This window comes from Agrobacterium sp. (genome assembly GCF_059499945.1).
Genome location: NZ_JCABZP010000022.1, coordinates 274,623 through 293,074, shown reverse-complemented (window position 1 = coordinate 293,074; position 18,452 = coordinate 274,623). Strand labels below are relative to the sequence as shown.

The 18,452-nt window shown below is 57.4% G+C and carries 18 protein-coding genes; 4 read left to right on the top strand and 14 right to left on the bottom strand.

Annotated features, from left to right (window positions below; translation table 11 throughout):
- Positions 1–97: 97 nt before the first annotated feature.
- From AC5I5B_RS25825 to AC5I5B_RS25780, 10 genes are all read right to left on the bottom strand, one after another.
- Entirely contained in the window at positions 98–1,708 is a 1,611-nt protein-coding gene (locus AC5I5B_RS25825) for an ABC transporter ATP-binding protein (RefSeq protein ID WP_162694839.1), read from the bottom strand.
- A 1-nt stretch (position 1,709) separates the two neighbouring features.
- Positions 1,710–2,840 carry an ABC transporter permease gene (locus AC5I5B_RS25820; RefSeq protein WP_003510220.1) on the bottom strand — a complete coding sequence of 377 codons (1,131 nt, stop codon included), beginning with the start codon at positions 2,838–2,840 and terminating at the stop codon, positions 1,710–1,712.
- On the bottom strand, positions 2,833–3,756 hold the full coding sequence (gene oppB / locus AC5I5B_RS25815) for an oligopeptide ABC transporter permease OppB (RefSeq protein WP_003510218.1): 924 nt from the start codon (positions 3,754–3,756) through the stop codon (positions 2,833–2,835). The genes AC5I5B_RS25820 and oppB overlap by 8 nt, the downstream gene beginning before the upstream one ends.
- Positions 3,757–3,810: 54 nt before the next feature.
- Positions 3,811–5,406: a peptide ABC transporter substrate-binding protein gene (locus tag AC5I5B_RS25810; RefSeq protein WP_003510217.1), complete on the bottom strand. Its 1,596-nt coding sequence runs from the start codon at positions 5,404–5,406 to the stop codon at positions 3,811–3,813.
- A 265-nt stretch (positions 5,407–5,671) separates the two neighbouring features.
- Positions 5,672–6,553, bottom strand: coding sequence for a carbohydrate ABC transporter permease (locus tag AC5I5B_RS25805; protein WP_099086308.1), 882 nt, complete (start codon positions 6,551–6,553; stop codon positions 5,672–5,674).
- Complete coding sequence (locus tag AC5I5B_RS25800) at positions 6,550–7,638, bottom strand: carbohydrate ABC transporter permease (RefSeq protein WP_060723737.1); 1,089 nt, start codon at positions 7,636–7,638, stop codon at positions 6,550–6,552. Before AC5I5B_RS25800 ends, AC5I5B_RS25805 begins: the two co-directional genes overlap by 4 nt.
- 13 nt (positions 7,639–7,651) lie before the next feature.
- Entirely contained in the window at positions 7,652–8,920 is a 1,269-nt protein-coding gene (locus AC5I5B_RS25795; RefSeq protein WP_111834802.1) for a sugar ABC transporter substrate-binding protein, read from the bottom strand.
- A gap of 420 nt (positions 8,921–9,340) precedes the next feature.
- Positions 9,341–10,219 (bottom strand): efflux RND transporter periplasmic adaptor subunit, encoded by an 879-nt coding sequence (locus AC5I5B_RS25790; RefSeq protein WP_495752927.1) that lies wholly within the window; start codon positions 10,217–10,219, stop codon positions 9,341–9,343.
- Positions 10,216–10,425, bottom strand: coding sequence for a DUF1656 domain-containing protein (locus tag AC5I5B_RS25785; protein WP_111834804.1), 210 nt, complete (start codon positions 10,423–10,425; stop codon positions 10,216–10,218). Before AC5I5B_RS25785 ends, AC5I5B_RS25790 begins: the two co-directional genes overlap by 4 nt.
- Positions 10,422–12,452, bottom strand: a complete 2,031-nt coding sequence (locus tag AC5I5B_RS25780) for an FUSC family protein (RefSeq protein ID WP_111834805.1) — start codon at positions 12,450–12,452, stop codon at positions 10,422–10,424. The genes AC5I5B_RS25785 and AC5I5B_RS25780 overlap by 4 nt, the downstream gene beginning before the upstream one ends.
- Before the next feature lie 433 nt (positions 12,453–12,885).
- Here AC5I5B_RS25780 and AC5I5B_RS25775 point away from each other — a divergent pair, with 433 nt between their 5' ends.
- Positions 12,886–13,692: an AraC family transcriptional regulator gene (locus tag AC5I5B_RS25775; protein ID WP_003510209.1), complete on the top strand. Its 807-nt coding sequence runs from the start codon at positions 12,886–12,888 to the stop codon at positions 13,690–13,692.
- A 128-nt stretch (positions 13,693–13,820) separates the two neighbouring features.
- Here AC5I5B_RS25775 and AC5I5B_RS25770 read toward each other — a convergent pair whose 3' ends face one another.
- Entirely contained in the window at positions 13,821–14,444 is a 624-nt protein-coding gene (locus tag AC5I5B_RS25770) for a TetR/AcrR family transcriptional regulator (protein WP_495752926.1), read from the bottom strand.
- An 87-nt stretch (positions 14,445–14,531) separates the two neighbouring features.
- On the opposite strand from AC5I5B_RS25770, the gene AC5I5B_RS25765 reads away from it, so the two are divergent.
- Positions 14,532–15,305: an SDR family NAD(P)-dependent oxidoreductase gene (locus tag AC5I5B_RS25765; RefSeq protein ID WP_060723746.1), complete on the top strand. Its 774-nt coding sequence runs from the start codon at positions 14,532–14,534 to the stop codon at positions 15,303–15,305.
- A 155-nt stretch (positions 15,306–15,460) separates the two neighbouring features.
- On the opposite strand, the gene AC5I5B_RS25760 is transcribed toward AC5I5B_RS25765, so the two are convergent.
- Entirely contained in the window at positions 15,461–15,862 is a 402-nt protein-coding gene (locus tag AC5I5B_RS25760; RefSeq protein ID WP_060723747.1) for a tautomerase family protein, read from the bottom strand.
- Positions 15,863–15,951: 89 nt separating this feature from the next.
- On the opposite strand from AC5I5B_RS25760, the gene AC5I5B_RS25755 reads away from it, so the two are divergent.
- Complete coding sequence (locus tag AC5I5B_RS25755) at positions 15,952–16,794, top strand: LysR family transcriptional regulator (RefSeq protein ID WP_111834806.1); 843 nt, start codon at positions 15,952–15,954, stop codon at positions 16,792–16,794.
- Positions 16,795–16,941: 147 nt separating this feature from the next.
- On the opposite strand, the gene AC5I5B_RS25750 is transcribed toward AC5I5B_RS25755, so the two are convergent.
- A complete protein-coding gene (locus AC5I5B_RS25750; protein ID WP_174054853.1) occupies positions 16,942–17,346 on the bottom strand; it encodes a VOC family protein in 405 nt (134 codons plus the stop codon).
- A gap of 27 nt (positions 17,347–17,373) precedes the next feature.
- The gene (locus AC5I5B_RS25745; RefSeq protein ID WP_003510203.1) at positions 17,374–17,709 is read right to left on the bottom strand and encodes a cupin domain-containing protein; all 336 of its coding nucleotides are present in this window, start codon (positions 17,707–17,709) and stop codon (positions 17,374–17,376) included.
- Between the two features lie 148 nt (positions 17,710–17,857).
- Between AC5I5B_RS25745 and AC5I5B_RS25740 the strand changes: the two genes are divergently transcribed.
- On the top strand, positions 17,858–18,403 hold the full coding sequence (locus AC5I5B_RS25740; protein ID WP_111834807.1) for a MarR family winged helix-turn-helix transcriptional regulator: 546 nt from the start codon (positions 17,858–17,860) through the stop codon (positions 18,401–18,403).
- The last annotated feature ends 49 nt before the right edge of the window (positions 18,404–18,452 follow it).

The window sequence follows — 18,452 nt, the reverse complement described above, 5'->3', positions numbered from 1 at the left end:
CTGGATTTGCAGGATCGCAGGGATAGACCGAGACCCGGAAGAACAGCGCGGACGTAATCGTCCTGTGCCCTGCCAAGAGGGGTAGTCGGGCGCTAATCTACCGTGCGACTCCCGCCGAGAACGCGGATTTGATGAGTGTTTCGGTATATTCCGCCGTCGGCCTGTTGAATATGTCGTCCGTTTCTCCCTCCTCCACAATCTTCCCGTTTCTCATGACGATGACGTAATCCGAAATGGCTTTGACGACAGAAAGGTCGTGGCTGATGAAGATGTAAGAAAGGCCGTGCGTTTTTTGCAAATCGCGCAGCAGGTCGATAACCTGGCCCTGAACGGATCGGTCCAGCGCCGATGTAGGTTCGTCGAGAATGACGACATCAGGCTTAAGGATGATCGCGCGGGCAATTGCGATACGCTGACGTTGTCCGCCTGAAAACTCGTGAGGGTAACGGTTGCGGGCGGCGGGATCGAGACCGACTTCTTTCAGCGCTTCGATTGCGCGTTTGTCACGCTCCGCCCGGCTGAGTTGCTGCTCATGCACGAACAGACCTTCGGTGATTATTTCTCCGACAGTCTGTCTCGGCGAGAGAGAGCCATAGGGATCCTGGAACACCAGCTGTAGATGCCGTCGCAAAGGCCGCATGGCCTTTCGGTCGAGGCCGCTGATTTCCGTCGCGCCAAAGAAAATGCGGCCATTTGCATGGGCAAGACGCAAAAGCGCGCGACCGAGCGTGGACTTGCCCGATCCCGATTCACCGACGATGCCGATGGTCTGTCCCTGGTGAAGGCTGAAATTGACGTCATCGACGGCCCGAAACCTGCTCGGCTTCGACAGGAAGCCGCCGGGGATTTTATAATCGACTGTCACGTTCTGGCCGGAAAGAACGATCGGCGCCTCTTTACCGACTGCAGGCTTGTGCCCGCTGGGTTCTGCGTCAAGAAGCATCCTGGTGTATTCCGCCTGCGGACGATCGAAGATATCCTCCGTCGTGCCGGTCTCGACAATCTCGCCGCGGCGCATGACGGCGACGCGATCGGCAAAGTGGCGGACAACGCCGAGATCATGCGTGATCAGGACTATGGCCATGCCGAAGCGTTGCTGCAACGACTTCAGAAGGTCGAGAATCTGCGCCTGGATCGTTACATCAAGCGCAGTCGTCGGCTCATCTGCAATCAGAATGTCCGGTTCATTTGCGAGAGCCATGGCAATCATGACTCGCTGGCGCTGGCCGCCGGAGAGTTCGTGTGGGTAGCTGTCTATGCGCCGCTCCGGATCAGGAATTCCCACGAGCTTCAGGAGTTCGAGAACGCGTGCACGCGCTTGTCTTTTGCTGCCACCTTTGTGGTGGATGATCGGTTCGGCGATTTGCGCGCCTATCCTGTAGAGGGGATCGAGCGAGGTCATCGGCTCCTGGAAAATCATGGTGATTTTCGCGCCGCGGATGTCGTTCAGTTTGCTGACCGGCAGACCGATCAGCTCGCGCCCGCGATATTTTGCCGAGCCCTCAATAACGCCGTTGGATGCAAGCAGCCCCATGATGCCCATCATGGTCTGGCTTTTGCCGGAACCGGATTCGCCGACAACGGCGAGCGTTTCCCCCGGTTTGACGTCAAGATCGATGCCTTTAACGGCATTCACCGTGCCATCAGGCGTGGTGAAATCGACCTTGAGATTGCGGACGGTGAGGATGGTTTCAGATGTCTTGGTCATATCAACGATCCTTGGGATCGAGCGCATCACGCAACCCATCGCCCACGAAATTGAGCGAAAACAGGGTCAGTACGAAGAAGATCGCCGGAAATATCAGGAGCCATGGTGCCGATTGGATATTGTTGGCACCTTCGGAAATCAGCGCGCCCCAGCTCGTCAACGGCGCCTGCACGCCAAGACCGAGGAAGGAGAGGAAGCTTTCCAGAAGAATGACCTTGGGCACGACAACGGTGACGAAGACGACGACGGGCCCGATGGTATTGGGAATGATGTGGCGGCGGATGATCTGCCAGTCGCTCAAACCCAGGGCTTGGGCAGCACTCACAAATTCCCGCCGTTTCAAGGCAAGCGTCTGGCCACGCACGATACGTGCCATATCCAGCCATTCCACGGCACCGATGACCAGGAAGATCAGGATAAAGCTGCGGCCGAAAAAGACCACCAGAACGACCACCAGAAAGACGAAGGGCAGCGAATAGAGGATTTCGACGAAACGCATCATCACATTGTCGACACGCCCCCCGATATACCCCGCAGTCGCGCCGTAAACGACGCCGATCCCAAGCGAAACGAGACTGGCGAGAACGCCGACGGTGATCGAGATCTGCCCACCCAGCATCACGCGAGCCAGCATGTCGCGACCGTTCGAATCCGTACCGAAGAAGAAGTATTCGCGGTTTACCTCGCCTTCCAGCTTCAGCGTCCGGCCTTCATCTTCGGTGGCGACGACCTTCGTATTTTCGAATTCGTTGGCGCGGTCGAAATAACGTGTCGCGCGCGGGTCGATCGGGCTACTGGAGGTGATGGTTGCCGTGAAGGTCTGCCCCTCCACGGAAAATTCCTTCAGTTCCACGCGCGCGCGGCCTGCGACGCCCTCCATCACGCCCTGAAGGTTGTTCACATCCGGGCGTGGCTCAAGGCTTGGCGCCACGGAGACATAGGACGAAAACACCTGATCATAGGTGTGCGTAAGGAAATTCGGACCGATAAATGAGAAAAGCGTAATCAGCACGAGCATGATGGAGCCAGCCATGGCCGCCTTGTTTCGTTTGAAACGCAGGGCTGCCAGCTGGAACAGGCTTCGGCTTTTCACCGATGGTTGAGGGGCAATATTGCCGGAGATATCAGTCATGTCTGACCCTCGGATCGAGCAGGCCGTAGAGAATATCGACCACGAGATTGAACACGATGACAAAAATGGCGACGAGAACGACGGTTCCCATCACCAGCGTATAGTCACGATTGATGGCGCCAAGAACGAAGTAGCGGCCGACGCCGGGGATCGTGAAGATCGTCTCGACGACCGCCGAACCGGTGAGCAGGGCTGCGGCACAGGGCGCGAGATAAGAAACGACCGGAAGCATCGCCGCGCGCATGGCGTGGAACACCACCACGCTGCGCGCTGGAAGACCATAAGCCTTGGCGGTGCGGATATGGTCCATCCGCAGAGCCTCGATCATGGCACCGCGCGTCAGGCGCGCGATAACCGCAAGCTGCGGCAAAGCGAGCGCGATCATTGGAAGAATGAGATATCGCAGCGATCCGTCGCCCCAGCTGCCTGCCGGCAGAAGCCCGAGCATGACGGCGAAGATCAGCGTCAGAACCGGTGCGACAACGAAGTTCGGCACGGTGACGCCGACTGTCGAAATCGACATGATCGAGAAATCGAAGGCGCTGTTCTGCTTGAGCGCGGCGAAGGTGCCGGCAAGAACGCCGCCCACCAGCGCCAATAGAAGAGCATAGCTGCCGAGTTCCAGCGAATAGGGCAGGCCCTTGCCGATCAACTGGGCGACGGTGTTGTCCTTGTAGATGTAGCTCGGACCGAAATCGCCGGTGACGGCATTGCCGAGATAGATGAGATACTGGCGCCACAATGGTTCATCCAGATGATAGGTTCTCATCAGGTTTTCCATCGTCTGCGGCGGCAGGGGGCGTTCAAGATTGAACGGACCACCCGGTGCGAAACGCATCAGGAAAAACGAAATCGTGACGACGATAAACAACGTCGGCACGGCGCTCGCCAAACGGCGCAGAATAAACGAGATCATGGTTTTTCGGGCTCCGGCATGGCACGGTGGTTTCGGCCACCGTGCCAGTGCTGCTTATTCGGAAACGCTCAGGAAGCGGCTGAGGTGTTCGTTGGCAGCATTGTCGACCCAACCCTTGACGCGGTTGGAAACCAGCCAGAGGTCTGCCTGCGTCAGAAGCGGCGCAACCGGCTGTTCCTTCATGAGGATCGTTTCTGCCTCATGCAGCAGCTTGGAGCGCGCTGCCGGATCCTTTTCGTCATAGGATTTCTTCATTAACGCATCATATTCGGCGTTGTTGAACTTCGCGTAGTTGAAGGTCTTGTTGGAGGATATGGAAAGCGCGAGGAAGTTTTCCGCATCCGCGTAGTCGGCAACCCAGCCAGCACGCGCGACGTTGAATTTGCCGCCTTCCTGCAGGTAGCCATAGTGCGAGGCGACGTCGAGGTTCACCAGCGACACCTTTGCGCCAAAGGTGTTCTTCCACATATCTGCAATAGCGGTGGCAACACGCTCATGGTTCGGGTTGGTGTTGTAGCGGATTTCGACGGAAAGAGGCTTGCCGCCCTCACCGTAGCCGGCTTCCTTCATGAGTTTTAGGGCTTCGTCTTCGCGATCAAGCTGGGACAGCGTCGCAAAGTCGGCCTTGGCTGGCTCGCCGTAGGAAGCCATACCGGGGGGAACCATCGAGTAGGCCGGAACCTGAGAGCCGCTGTAGATTTCCTTGGCGAGGAAATCGCGGTCCACCGCCATCGACAGGGCTCGGCGGACCCGGACGTCGTTATAGGGCGCTTCGCGGGTATCGAAGGTGTAGTAATAGGTCGCAAGCGTCGGCGAAACGTGAACCTGTTCACCATAGGCCTTGCGCAGACGGTCGATCTGATCTGCGGAAAAATTGTAGGCGAGGTCCATTTCCTTCGCTTCGAAACGGCGAACGGATGCGGCCTGGTCATCCACCGGGTAGAAGATGACCTTATCGATCTTGGTGTTTGCTGCGTCCCAGAAACTGGTGTTCTTGACGACCGTCAGGCTGTCATTCGGGACATGCGCTTCGAGCTTGTATGCACCGTTCGAGACCATGACACCAGGCTTTACGAAGTTCGTGCCGTTCTTTTCGTAGCTCGCCTTTGAGATGGGCAGAGCCGCCTGATGGGCAAGTAGTTCAACGAAGAAGGGTGTCGGGCGCTCGAGTGTGATCTCAAGGGTCTTGTCATCCACCGCCTTCACGCCGAGCTGCTCAACCGGCGTTTCGCCCTTGTTGATCTTTTCGGCGTTCTTGATCGGGTAGAGAATATTCGCATATTTTGCGGCGGTCTTCGGGTCCTCGACGCGCTGGTAGGAGAAAACGAAATCTCCAGCCGTTACCGGAGTACCATCTGACCACTTCGCATCCGCGCGCAGCTTGAACGTGTAGACTGTGCCATCCTCAGACAGCGTCCAGCTTTCCGCCGTACCGGGAATGATCTTGCCGGCAGCATCGTAAATGGTGAGACCTTCATAAAGGTCTTTCAGGATAAAGGCTTCGATGTTGATCGAGGTTTGTGCCTGATCGAGCGTCTGTGGTTCCCCAGCATTACCACGGTGCAGAACTGTTTCTGCAAGTGCGGAACTGGCACCGATCAGAAGCGATCCTACCAGCAGAGTGACGCGCGCTGTTGTTGTTATCGACATTGTTTTCTTTCCCCGTGAATATTTTAAGTCCACAAACAAGGCCAAATTGCTTCAAAGCGCAACCACAATAACGCAACCACAATAAATTGTGAGTTCTGGCGAAACCTCGCGTTTCACTTGGGTTGACGTACCCAGCCTCCCGAGCTTGACCCGAGAGTTTCTTGTAGAAAACTTTGGTGGGAACTCATCCGGCGGCAGGCTGTCGCGAAGCGAAGATGCCGGCCTTCGGGGGCCGAACGGTTCGCGCCGCGACCTTGCCGATGCATTATCCCTTTATCCCGCTCGCAGCGATACTGGAGATGAACAGCCTCTGCAGGCAGAGATAAAAGATCAGCACCGGCAGCGTGATGATGGTGAGATAAGCCATCACCTCACCCCAGGGTGTGTTGAGCTGGAAGAAATATTGCAGCCCCACCATCACCGGCCTGTAGGCCTCGGACTGGGTGACGAGAAGCGGCCATAGATATTGCTGGCTGTACATGACGAGAAACTTCAGGATCGCAGCCGTTGCGATGACCGGGCCGCTGAGCGGCATCACCACCTGCGCGTAAATCCGCAGCCAGCCGGCCCCGTCGATGCGCGCCGCCTCCAGCAACTCCTTCGGCAAATCCTTGAAATATTGTACGAAGAGGAAAATCGTCAGCCCGTCTGCGATCCATGGAATGATCTGCACATGCCAGGAATTGAGCCATCCCCAGGTGAACCCATTGCTGCCGATCCATGGCAGATTGTTGACTTCCAGCAGCAGCGGCACGGCAATGGTTTCAAAGGGAATGATGAGGGTGGCGAGGATGACCGAGAAGAGCACATCCTTTCCACGCCAGTTCAAAAAGGTGAAAGCGAAGGCGGCAAGCGAGCCAAGCAGCAGGGCGAGAAAGACGGTGACGCCCGTTACCAGCACCGAGTTGAATATGAAGGTCGCGATCGGCGCCCGGGCAAAAGCCGCGGTGTAGTTTTCGAGCGAAAGGTCTCCCACCGGCAGGAAAGCCCGTATCGAGGTCGCATCAGTCAGCAGCTGGTCGTTCGGTTTCAGTGACGAGAAGCCCATGAAGAGCAGGGGCAAAATGAAGATCGCCGCGAAAGCCAGCATGAGCACATAGTTGCCGATGAGAAAAGCAAGGCTTTTGCGTTGTCCGGCCTGCATCATTGCTTCTCCCTTGTCAGGTATCGCTGGGTCAGCGAAATGCACAGGACAAGCAGGAACAGGACGACCGAGATTGCCGAACCTGCCGCGATGTCCTGCTGTCTGTATCCCCTCTCAACCGCTTGATAGACGATGCTTTGCGTCGAATCGCGGGGTCCGCCCTTGGTCATCACATCGATCTGCGCAAAAAGGGCAAAAGCCTGCATGGTAATGACGATGATAATCAGCACGGCCGTGTTGCGCAGCAGCGGCCAGGTTATCATGCTGAACTTCTGCCAGCGGCTCGCTCCTTCGATATCAGCCGCCTCGTAAAGATCCGGAGAGATTGTTTGCAGGCCGGAAAGCCATATGACCATGTGGAAACCGACGCCCTGCCAGACTGACATCACCAGAATGGCCCACAGGGCGGTATCGGTTCTGCCCAGCCAGTCGACTGGCTGGAACAGCCCGAAGCTCATGTAACTCAAAAGGCTGTTCAGAAGACCGTTATCCGCCGCATAGATAAACCGCCAGAGCAGGGCCACCACCACCACCGACAGCACCACAGGCATGAAGTAGATCGCACGGAAAATCGTGACGCCGGGAATCTTCTGGTTCACCAACAGGGCAAGAAACAACGCAAGTGCTGCCTGAACCGGCGCAACGACCGCCACGAAGGAAAGCGTATTGACGAGTGCTGTCAAAAACACAACGTCGCGCGCCAGAATGACGATCTGGTTCTCGCCCCAGGTGAAGCTCTTATATTCCCGCATCCCTTCCAGATGGGGATAGTCGGGATTGTTGCGGGTGAAATTGCGAATTCGCGGATAGGAGATGGCGCCATCCGCACCTTGCTTGAGGCTCCCATCCGCCTCCCTTTCCGGCTCGAGCGTGAGCACGCCGATACCCAGCAGCCGGGTGTAGTTTTCAACGCCGACAAACTCGGTGGGATTGGGAGATGTCAGCCGCTGGTTGGTGAAGGAAAAACCGAGCCCCAGCAGAAAGGGCGTGATCAGGAACAGCCCGATCAGCACCATAGCCGGTCCAGCCATGAACCAGCCCGTGAAACCGTCCCGGGTCAGTTTCCCCTTTGAGGAAAAGAGCGCCATCGATCACATGCCCCTATTTGGGTTGGTAACCGGAATTGCGCTCTATGTTGTTGTTTATCTCGTCGGTTGCATTGTCCAGCGTGTCGGCAACATCCGCGCCGTTGGCAATGTCGGACACAGCCTTGGAAAAGACCGGCGAGATGAAGGCGTAAGCTGGCGTCACCGGACGCAATGTTCCCTGACGCTTGGAGAGCTCGAAGAAAACCTCGAGCTGGCCGCCCTGCTTGTAATTCTTCGTCATCTGGGCCGCCGAAGACGTGGCCGGGATCAGGCCGATCGCATCGGAGAACTGCGCGAGATATTTGTCCTGTATGGCGAATTCGATGAAGGCGGATGCGCCTTCGGGATGTTTGCTGGTGGCCGACACGCCAAACTGCCAGGACCCGGCGCCGATCTTCGGACCGTTCCCGAAATCAGGGGCCGGCAGGAACAGCAGGTCGTCTCCATATTTCTCCAGAGCCTTCACCGCAACCCAGTTGCCCATCCATTGCAGGGCGTGGCGACCTTCCAGAAATCCGGTTTCATGGTCGGCAGGCGACTGCGAAGTTCCGGGCGCGAGCTTCTTCTGGAACAGGGACTGCCACCATTCTCCGAACTTGATGGCACTGTCTCCGTTAAGGACGTTCTCGGCGGTTTGATAATTTTCCTTGTCGATCAAACTGCCGCCGAAGCTTTCCAGAAACGGGCTGAAGGCATAGCTGTACCATTCGGTTTTATCGGCCATGCCGAGGTCGATCGCATAGTCGAACTTGCCGCTGGCCGCGAGCTTTTCGAGCGCTGCATTAAATTCTTCGCCGCTCCATGGCTGGTCCAGCGTTGGAATGCGAATGCCATTGTCATCAAGAACCGATTTGCGGGCGAAGACCGCGACGGCTGCGTCCCACAGGCCGACTGAATAGAGCTTGTCTCCCCACTTCCCGACGGTGCCCGGCAGGAAATTGGCAAGCTTTGCCTCATCGATCTGCAGTGGCTGCAGATAACCGGACCACGCCCAGTTTGGCATGTTTGGGCCGTCGACATCCAGAATGTCAGGCAGCTTGTTGGAGAGCGCAGCGGCGGTGACGGACTCATTATATGCGCTCTGGGGAAATTCCTGAAGCGAGACCCGCCAGTCTGACTGAGACGAATTGAAGTCCTCGATAATGCCCGCCAGGATCTTGCGTTCTTCAACATTGCCCGCACCATGATACCACATCGTCAGGTCGGTTTGTGCCAATGCGGAAGTGGAAAAAAGCATCGACAGGGCAGTGGCTGCTCCGGCAAAAATGGCTTTGGTGGTCATAGATGGTCCTCCTCCTGAAGAAGGGTAACTTCACCATCTACAGATTGTTCCGCAGAAAATTCGCATTCGGACAACAGTGTCCTATTGCGAAAGCCTCGTTACGGCGGCTGCAAGTTCCGCTCCATCTCCGCCGTTGCGGCAATCTTTTGCAGCATACGCTTGGGGACGTTCGATCCGTTGACCGGCCCCGAGCGTATGCTGTCTGCCTTTGAAGCAGTGATTCCTGGCGGCCTCGGCCCGATCCGGGGAACGCCGGCCGGCGTCGTCGTTCTCGGTATCTCCCAGGCGGCTGGCAATAGGTGGCTCCAATGGCTTGTTTCGCTGCAAACCGAGTCGTAATCGGCTGCGAAAGGTTCCAGGAACCTTACGACTAAACCCGGTTAGCGATCACACAACGCCGTTGATAGAGCCAGATAAGACCTAGTCCCTTTTTTGTTCAATCGAAACCGTTGCAGTCCGGCCCGCTATCAGTTGCACGCCATCAGGGATCTCGTCGATCGATATCCGCACCGGAATCCTCTGGGCCAGACGAACCCATGAGAATGTTGGTGCCACACTTGCGAGAGCACCTGCGGAATCGCTGCGCTCCCGATCCTCGATGCCGGCCGCGATGCTTGCGACGTGCCCGATCACAGGTTCAGGCTCACCCATGATGTCGATCCTCACCCGATTGTTGACGTGGAGCCGGGGAAGCTTTGTCTCTTCGAAATATCCTGCGACATAGATGGATTCTCTTTCTACCAGCACCCCGATGGCATTACCCGAAGAGACATAGTTTCCGCGGCGCAGAGAGAAGTTCGTGACGACCCCAGTTGCGGGCGCTTTCACGGTTGTCCGCTCCAGGTTGAGCGCGGCGAGATCCCGGGTGGCAAGCGCAGATTGATATGAAGCGTCTGCCTGATGCATCTGCCTTTCCGCCTGCTGCTGCTGCTTCAGGCTGGCAGCCTCTTTCGAAGCGAGCAACTGATATCGTTCGAAATCGGTTCTTGCCAGTTCCGCGGAAGCCCTGGCGCTCCGCACCTGAGCTTCCGCGTCACGCAGTGCAAGCTCGAAACGAAGTGTTTCGATACGAAATAGCGTTGCGCCTTTCTCCACCCACTCGTTGTCCGACACCAGAACTTCCGTGACGGGGCCGGAGACATCGGGAGCCAATCTGACAATGTCGGCACGGACATGAGCGTCGCGGGTCCATGGCGCTTCCATGTAAAACGACCATAGGTGCATGCTCAGCACCGCGGCACAAGCGACCATAGACAGGGTCAAAAGAACCTGACCCGAAATATGTGTGACATTCTTCATCTTTGAAACCAGCTCATAGCAAATGAAAACACGCCGAGAAGGGTGAGGTAGAGTGCGACGTTGAACAGCGAACGATGCCATACCAGCCGATAGAATCCGATCTTGGAGAGAGCCGATGCAAGAGCGCGGAGGACGCCGTAGGTGAACAGCGCGAGCGCCGCGAACGATGGCAGGAAGGCGCCATAGAGATCGAATTGTCCGGTCATGCTGCCATCTCACTTGCAGGTGGCGTCGAGAAGCCCGGCGGATCAGCGTCCGGCGCAAGGCAAAGACGAAGGGCGGCGACCTGCACCAGAAGCTCCCGTTCCGCAGCCGCCGTGAGAGTGCCCGGAGCGGAAAGAACAAGCTCGTCCAAAACCGCAAGGGCATTTACCAATGCCTCACGGCGTCTGCTGGACTTCAGGTCATATAGCCCTTCCACTGCCTTGAAGACGGCTTCCATTTTACAACGAACTGGCTCGGACGCTTCATCCACAAGCCGCTGCATCTTCGCCACATGAAGGCCTGTGCGCAAATCCCGAATAAGATCGGCATTCGCGGCATCGGAAGTCGATGGGAGTTTTGCCGCTCGCGAAGCAAACAGACCGGCGATATCGATGACGTGATGGTGCGTGACATGAGCGTCTGCATGTCTGCCGGCGGCGATTTTCGCAACACGCCTCTGTGTAACGGAAAAAAGCCTTCTGGCGTTTGTCTCCGCCCTTACGGACCGGAAGATACCGCAGACCATAATCGTCCAGACCATGGCAAGTACGGTGGCAATCCCCGTGTTCGAGAATGCGATGAAGTCACTGCTCTGGTGTGCCTGGAGTGTGAGGAGAAGGGGAAAATTTATGCACAATCCCATGCCGACGAGTGCCAGCGACGGCACCGCGAGACTTATTCCCGCCGGGATCAGGAACAGCCCAAGTGCCGCGACGAGCGGCACGAAACCGTCGATCGCCGGAAGGATCGCGAAACCGTAGACGAATGATGCGATGACTGAGCCAATCGTTACGCGGACAAACTTGCGCATCGCAGGAACCGGATCATCCATTGTGGCAAGGAGGCAGCAAGTGACCCCTGATATCTGCGCAAACGTCATTCCATCTGGCCAGCCGCTTGCGATCCAGAAGAAGATTGATGTCGCCAGGCAAATCGCCACTGAAAGCGCCGACAGCGAAGCCATTCCGATGTCGCGATGCTGGGCTGGCATTGTCTCGGGTGCCGTGAAGCGGCGGGTCGCTCTCGCCGTATTCTCTTCTTCCAGAGATTCTCGAAGAGTGCGGCACTCGTCGGATATCCGAAGAATATTCACGAGATTCCGCGAAGCGTTGGCGAGGAGAAGATTTTCCCAGGAGTGAAGCGTATCGGACGGAGCAAGCGCATCGATCTCGACTTTCAGGCGTTCTGGGGTATTCGTCGAACGAGAAGCCACCCGTGCAATCATAACCAGAGCCCGTTGCGCACCGGAGGTATTCAGCCTGGCCAACGAGCGCCGCAAATCTTCGAGTTCAGCCAGTAATGGAAGTAAGGACACCATTCGGTGCTGCAGTGATCGCGCCAACGAAACAGCACGTCGATATCTGGAGCCGTCATATTGAAGATGCGTCGTAAACGAGCGCATTTCCACAGCGTCCGCCGCGAGACCTTGTCGCTCCATCCTGCTCTGGATTTCGCTCACCTCTCCGACTGCCGTCGTGGCGAGGAGCGTTCGCGTCTTTGCCATCCATGCGTCGATCCGACCGACGAGAACGTTGCCCACATGGGCAGGAAAGACGACATGGCTGACGATCGAGGCGCACGTGATGGCAAGACCGATCTCCTCAATGCGCGATACGACCGTATCAAACGTGTTTGCCGGAGCCGTGACCAGCGGCAAACCCGCAAGAAGCACCGTATATCCGGCCAGTAGCGGAACATAGCTTCGGGGCGTGCGGTCGAGAAGACTGATGAAGGTGCATACCGAGACCCAGGCAATGATCGCGGCAGAAAGCAGTATGGGCTCGTTTGCGAGGGTGGGAACCATGAGGATCGTCGCGCCGCCGCCGATGAGAGTTCCGAGCAGTCGATAGACTGACTTGGAGGAGATCGCGCCCGAAAGCGGATGAGCGACGATGTAGACCGTAGCTACCGCCCAAAACGGTCGAGGCAGATCGAAGCTGATGGCGATGAAATAAGCCAGCATTGCCGCTGCGAACGTCTTCAAGGAAAAAATGACGTTGGCGGTGGTGACGACCGGGCGGGTGCTCACGCCTCATCTCCCGGCCGGGAGCTTCCGGTTGGGAGGTCTCGCTGGTTGTCGGCATCGGTGAGACCGTAGATTGCCGGTGAAACATAGCAGAAGGGCGGTGCCGCCAGGCAGGCATTCATATAGGCTTCAGCCGGGTCGGCACACGAAACAGTCGAGGTGGCTTTGGACCGGCGGGCAAGGAACGTGTGGATTTTCAAAAAGAAGGTGCGTGTAAGCTTCCTCAAAAAGGTTATGCGCGTGGACCCGACCCGCTTGCGCGGTGCGGGCAGGATGCAAAGTCTGCGAGAGCACCTGTGAGGCAATCGAATTTCAGTCGGTACTATATCGGACCACCAGTGAGGGTCGTGCTTTTGAATTGCCATCGTCATTCTCCGAAATCTTTTCGGATGATCCTATCGACAAGGCACTCGGAGGAATTTAGATATCCTCTCAAATGATCACTAAATCCAACCAGCCTCCGATGTCTCTTTCCGCAGCTCTCTTCGACCATGAGCTCGAAGAGTCCACGGCGCGAGCGCATGCCTTCAGGATCGACGTATCGCAAAACGAGCGCGAAGCTCCCGAGCACCAACATCGCAAGGGCCAACTCGTCATGGCTTTGCGAGGCGGGATCACCTGTCGCGTTCCAAGCGGGATGTGGATGGTGCCGCCTCATTGTGGTGTCTGGGTTCCAGGGGGCATGCCGCATAGCAATGTCGCGACCGCCAATGCTCGTCTGTTCTTCCTGTTCATTGAGCCGGGCGCCGCCGACCTTCCGGACCGGTGCTGCACGCTTTCCCTATCCCCGCTTGTCAGGGAACTTATCATCGAGATGGCTGACCAGTCCGAAGTCGCGATGGTGGATGCCGAACTCTTCACCACACTGCTTCTATCGGCCTTGTCGCGTATGCCCATAGAGGATCTGCATCTGCCGATAACCGATGAACCTCGGCTTGCTCGGATCGCGTCGGCACTGGTCGACGATCCTTCTGACCGAAGCACGATAGCGCGATGGGCGACACGAGTGGCGTTGAGCGAAAATTCCCTCGCCCGTCTCGTTCAACGGGAGACCGGCCTGACTTTCGGGCGTTGGCGGCAGCAGTTACAGTTGATCATCGCGCTGCGAAGTCTTGCAGCGGGGGCAACAGTGCAGCAGGTTTCGGGCGACCTTGGGTATGAGTCCGTATCTGCCTTCATAACGATGTTCAAGAAAGCGCTCGGTACATCTCCGGCCAGGTATCTCAAGACCTTCGACCAATAATCATAAAGGGAATGCTGTCACTAAAGCGCAGGTGGGGCTTGAACAAGTTTTGATGGAGAGTCGCCTGTCAGCTCCATTCGGCCTATTCTGACTGAGCCCACAATCTGCCTGTTCAAGAGCCTCCGGACTCAATCCTGACGGCCCTGTTTCCCCGGCCAGGCTGTCAGCGCGACGTCGACCAGAGCCTTCAATCTTGCCGTACATGCGCCATCACATGCCTGTGCAGACATGCCCTGAATGATGGCGCCATAAAAGCGCGCGAGGGTATCCGTGTCCGTTTGCTCGGGCAGTTCGCCTTCGCTGAAGGCGCGGTCGAACCGCGTCTTGAGAATCTGTATTGCCGCCTCGCGCCATGCTGCCGCTGTGCGGGCGACAGAGGCGTTTTCTTCCGAATGCTGGAGAACGGCGGTAGACACGATGCATCCGCGCGGCTTGTCCGGCTGGGTGTCTCCTTCGGCAATGTCGTAGAGATAAGTGGCGAGCGCCTCGTAGGCCGGTATTTTCGCCTGCAGCATTTCGGAACGGCGTTGGCTTTGCTGCGCGATGCTATGATCGAGCGCCAGCCGGAATAATTCTTCCTTTGAACCGAAGGTCGCGTAGAGGGACGGCGGGGTGATGCCCATCGCATGGGTAAGGTCCGCTATCGAGGTTCCCTCATAGCCGCGTTCCCAGAACAGCCGGGCTGCGACATCGAGCCCTGCATTCCGATCGAGCAGACGCGGTCTGCCGCGTTTTCGCGTTGTTTCAGTCATTATTATATCGATCACTATAAAAACATTGACAGACTATGATTGGCTTTTATTATATCGATCGCTAGTTAAATCGCAACGGAGTGATCCATGTCCCGAAAACTATCAAACAAAGTCGCCCTCATAACGGGCAGTTCACGCGGTATTGGCCGCGCCGCCGCCCTGGCGTTTGCGAAAGAAGGTGCAGGTCTTATCGGCGTCCATTACGGCGCAAATCTCGATGCCGCACAGGCAACGATCCGCGAGATCGAGGCCCTCGGTTCGAAGGCTGTCGCGCTCAATGCCGATCTGCGGGCAGGGAAAGCAGCGACCGACAGCTTGTGGGAGCAGTTTAAGGAAGCCGCGATCGCTTTCACCGGCGCGCCATCGCTCGATATTCTCGTCAACAATGCGGGCATTGCCCCGGCGACACCGTTGAAAGAAACAACGGAGGCCGCGTTCGACGAGTTGATGACGATCAACTTCAAGGCGCCATTCTTCCTTATTCAGGCTGTCGCTGATCATCTCCGCGACAATGGCCGGATCATCAATGTTTCGACCGGTTTCACGCGCATTGCGGCGCCGACGCATCCGGCCTATGCGGCATCCAAGGGTGCGCTTGAGACATTGACGCTGGCACTCGCCCCGGAATTCGGCCGGCGCGGAATTACGGTCAATTCGGTTCTGCCGGGTGTTACTGAAACCGACATGAACGCCGAATGGCTGGCAGCGCCGGAGGCCCGTGCCGGTGCCGAGGCCCTGTCCGTCTTTTCACGTATCGGTCGCGCCGACGATATTGCTGACGTCATCACGTTCCTTGCCTCGGATGATGCCCGCTGGACGACCGGGCAGATGATCGATGCGACAGGCGGTGCGCGGATTTGATCCCGCGAGCGTAGACTTGGATGACGGGTGTTGGGCGGTTTCGCTCGACGCCCGGATGAGGAGGTGGGGCGGCTGTAATCCTCCTCCTAGGGCAGGTTTCGTATATCCGGGGCCGCGCCGCTGACTTTGTCGGCCTGCCTCATCTGGTGCCGGCGTTATCCGTGCTTTCGCGCCCACCGCAGGTTCTGGGTTTGCCCGCCATAACCATAGGCGTCGCCGTCGACGGCGTGAACCAGGACATAGCTCGCCTCGTGCACGGGGCCTACCAGCGCGTTCATCCCGTCATAAACCCGCCGGACCCATTCGGTCGTTTCATCTTTTATGTTGGTGTGCTCGGTAATCGAAACCTCGACATAGAAGCTTCCGATCTTCTGGTCGGCGACACTCGATCCGGCAATGATCCAGTCCTCGGGATCGGCACTCTCGACGAGAACCGCGGTGACGGCCGGGTCCTTGTGCAGGATTTCCGCCGTGAGGCGAGAGAGCAGCGCCGCGACTTCCAGCTTTGGGTCGCTTCCGTTTTGGGGTTTGGTGTAACGCGCTTTGATCATGGGCATGGTCTTGTCTCCTTGTTGCCGAGACACCTTGCGCAAATCTCTTCATAATGAGAAGATGAGAATAACTATTCCATACATAGTGATTTCATATGATAGATCTTGAGAGCGTTCGCCTGTTCATTTTTTCCGTCGAGCTCGGCAGCCTGACAAAGGCGGCGGAGGCGGCAGGAACCGTGCAACCGGTCGTCAGCCAAAAATTGAAGATGCTGGAGCAGCGTGTCGGCAGGCGTCTGATCGACCGTTCGCCGCGTCATTTGCGGCTCACGGAGGATGGTGAGGTGTTTCTGCCGAAGGCGCGCGAGCTGCTCGCCAAACACGAGGAAGCACTGACCTTCAATCATGAATCACCGCTGCACTTCAGCCTGGCTGCGAGTGACCATGCGATCGGGGGCCGCCTTTCGACGGCCATAAGAGCGGTGCGTGCGGCACTTCCTGCCAATGCGGTGATTGAAGTGAATGTAGGCTTTTCCCGGCACGTGAAGGAAAATTTCGCGTCCGGACAGGCGGACGCCGTCATTTTCAGGCGCAACGGCGGTGGCTCTGACGGCGAAATCCTGCGTACTGACAAGCTGGGATGGCGGGCCGCTCCAGACTGGCGGCCACGCGCGAACAGCGCCATCCCGCTGGTGTCGCTGGGAACCGGGTGTGGAGTCCGGGAAATTGCGGTGTCGGAGCTTAGAAAAGCCGGCGTGGATTGGCGCGATGCGTTCACCGCCGGAAGCTGCTCGGCGCTCCATGAAGGAATTCTTGCGGGAGCGGGTGTCGCGCCGCTCGGCGATATTAGCGCCCGTGGCCTGCCCGACAGGGGTGCGGAACTCGGGCTGCCTTCGTTGCCGCCTTCCGATATCGTTCTTCTTTCCCGTGCAAGAACGCCGGCACACGCATCGGCGATCAGAGCGCTGGCCGCAGCCGTATCGGGCACCGGCGATTAGGTGAAGGGGCGGACGTGCTTTAGTTTCCGGTTGCTGTTCGCAGCCCACGGTCAAGTGCGAAGCGCCTTCCTGATATCAAAACCATTCGGGAGGCACGCTTTACGCTATCAATGGGGATCATCCCTTTGTGGATAACGTATAGTGACGTCAGCCCGCATTGCCTAAATCCATGTAAGCGGGTTCAAACTCGTGGCCATCGGGATCGGCGAAGGTGCGGAGATACATGAAACCCAGATCCTGCGGCTCTCGAACATCCGCCTGTCCGCCCGCTTTTGCTGCGGCGTCAACCATGGCATCCACCTCTTCGCGGCTGTCGCGCGAAAGAGCGATCAGCATGCCGTTTGTTTTGTGAGCATCGGCGATCGGTTTGGCGGTGAAGGTCTTGTAATAGTCATGCCGCAGAAGCTGGAAGGTAATCGTGTCCGACCACACCATCGAGCTTGCGTCTTCGTTGGAAAACTCCTCGTTCTTCACGCAGCCGATTGCCCCGTAGAAGGTGGTTGAAACAGCCAGATCTTTCACCGGCAGGTTCAGGAAAATCATTTTGGCCATTGTCTTTCTCCTCTTGCTGGAACGGAATTACAGGAAGGTCTGCTGGAACGTTTCACTCGGATGGATGCAGATGATCTCCAGCCGGTCAGTGCCGATATTTTCAAAGCGATGGGGGATATTGGCAGGCCCGACGACGATGTCTCCCGACGAGCCGCGCGCCCGTTGATCGCCTATCGTGAACTCGGCCTCGCCTTTGCGCACCACCCAGGTTTCGGCATAGGGGTGAACATGCAGATCAGGGCCGCGACCCGGATCGGCATTGACTAGAAAGATGGATACGGCGCTTCCGTATTCGCATCCTTCATAACGCACTGTCCGGCTCTCGCCGGGCTTCGGCTCGTGATGACGGCGTATGGAAAACATCTGGTCTCCTCCCTGAGACAAAACTATCTTCGCGAGAAGATATATGTGCGATTTATCTTCCTGTCAAGATATCTATCTTCTCGCAAAGATATATTCACGGAGCAGGCAAAGCCGTATATGGTTTTCAGAGTGGTAATGGGGTGATGAGATGAAGCAGGCGATGCCGGACACGACGGCGGATCGGACGATTGAAACTGACAGGGAAGATCATGTCGATCGTCTCCGTGGCCAGTGGGCGCGGGAACTGCCTGATATCGATACCGAGCCGATGGCTATCTTCGGGCGCGCCAAACGGCTCAGCAGCCTTCTGGCACCGTCAATAGAAGAGACATTCGCCGGCTTTGGTCTCGATCGCGGCGAGTTCGATGTTATTGCCACATTGCGCCGGTCGGGACCGCCCTACCAGCTGACGCCGACGGAGATGTACACGACGCTGATGCTCTCTTCAGGCGGCCTGACGCACAAGCTCGACCGGTTGGAAAAGGCCGGCCTCATCGAGCGCAGAAAATCGAAGCTTGATGGGCGCAGCGTCGTTGTGTGCCTTATGCCGGCCGGCATCGAGCTGGCGGAAAAGGCGTTTCGCCGGGACATGAGAAGCGAACTGAATTTCCTGCAGGGCCTCACTCCGGACGAGCGCGAGAACCTCGCGGCGCTGCTGAAAAAACTGGTGCTGGATATCGAGGCCCGGGTGTAGCTTCTGGTGCAAATCAGAGGCTGTTACCGCGCACCTACGGTTTGCGCCG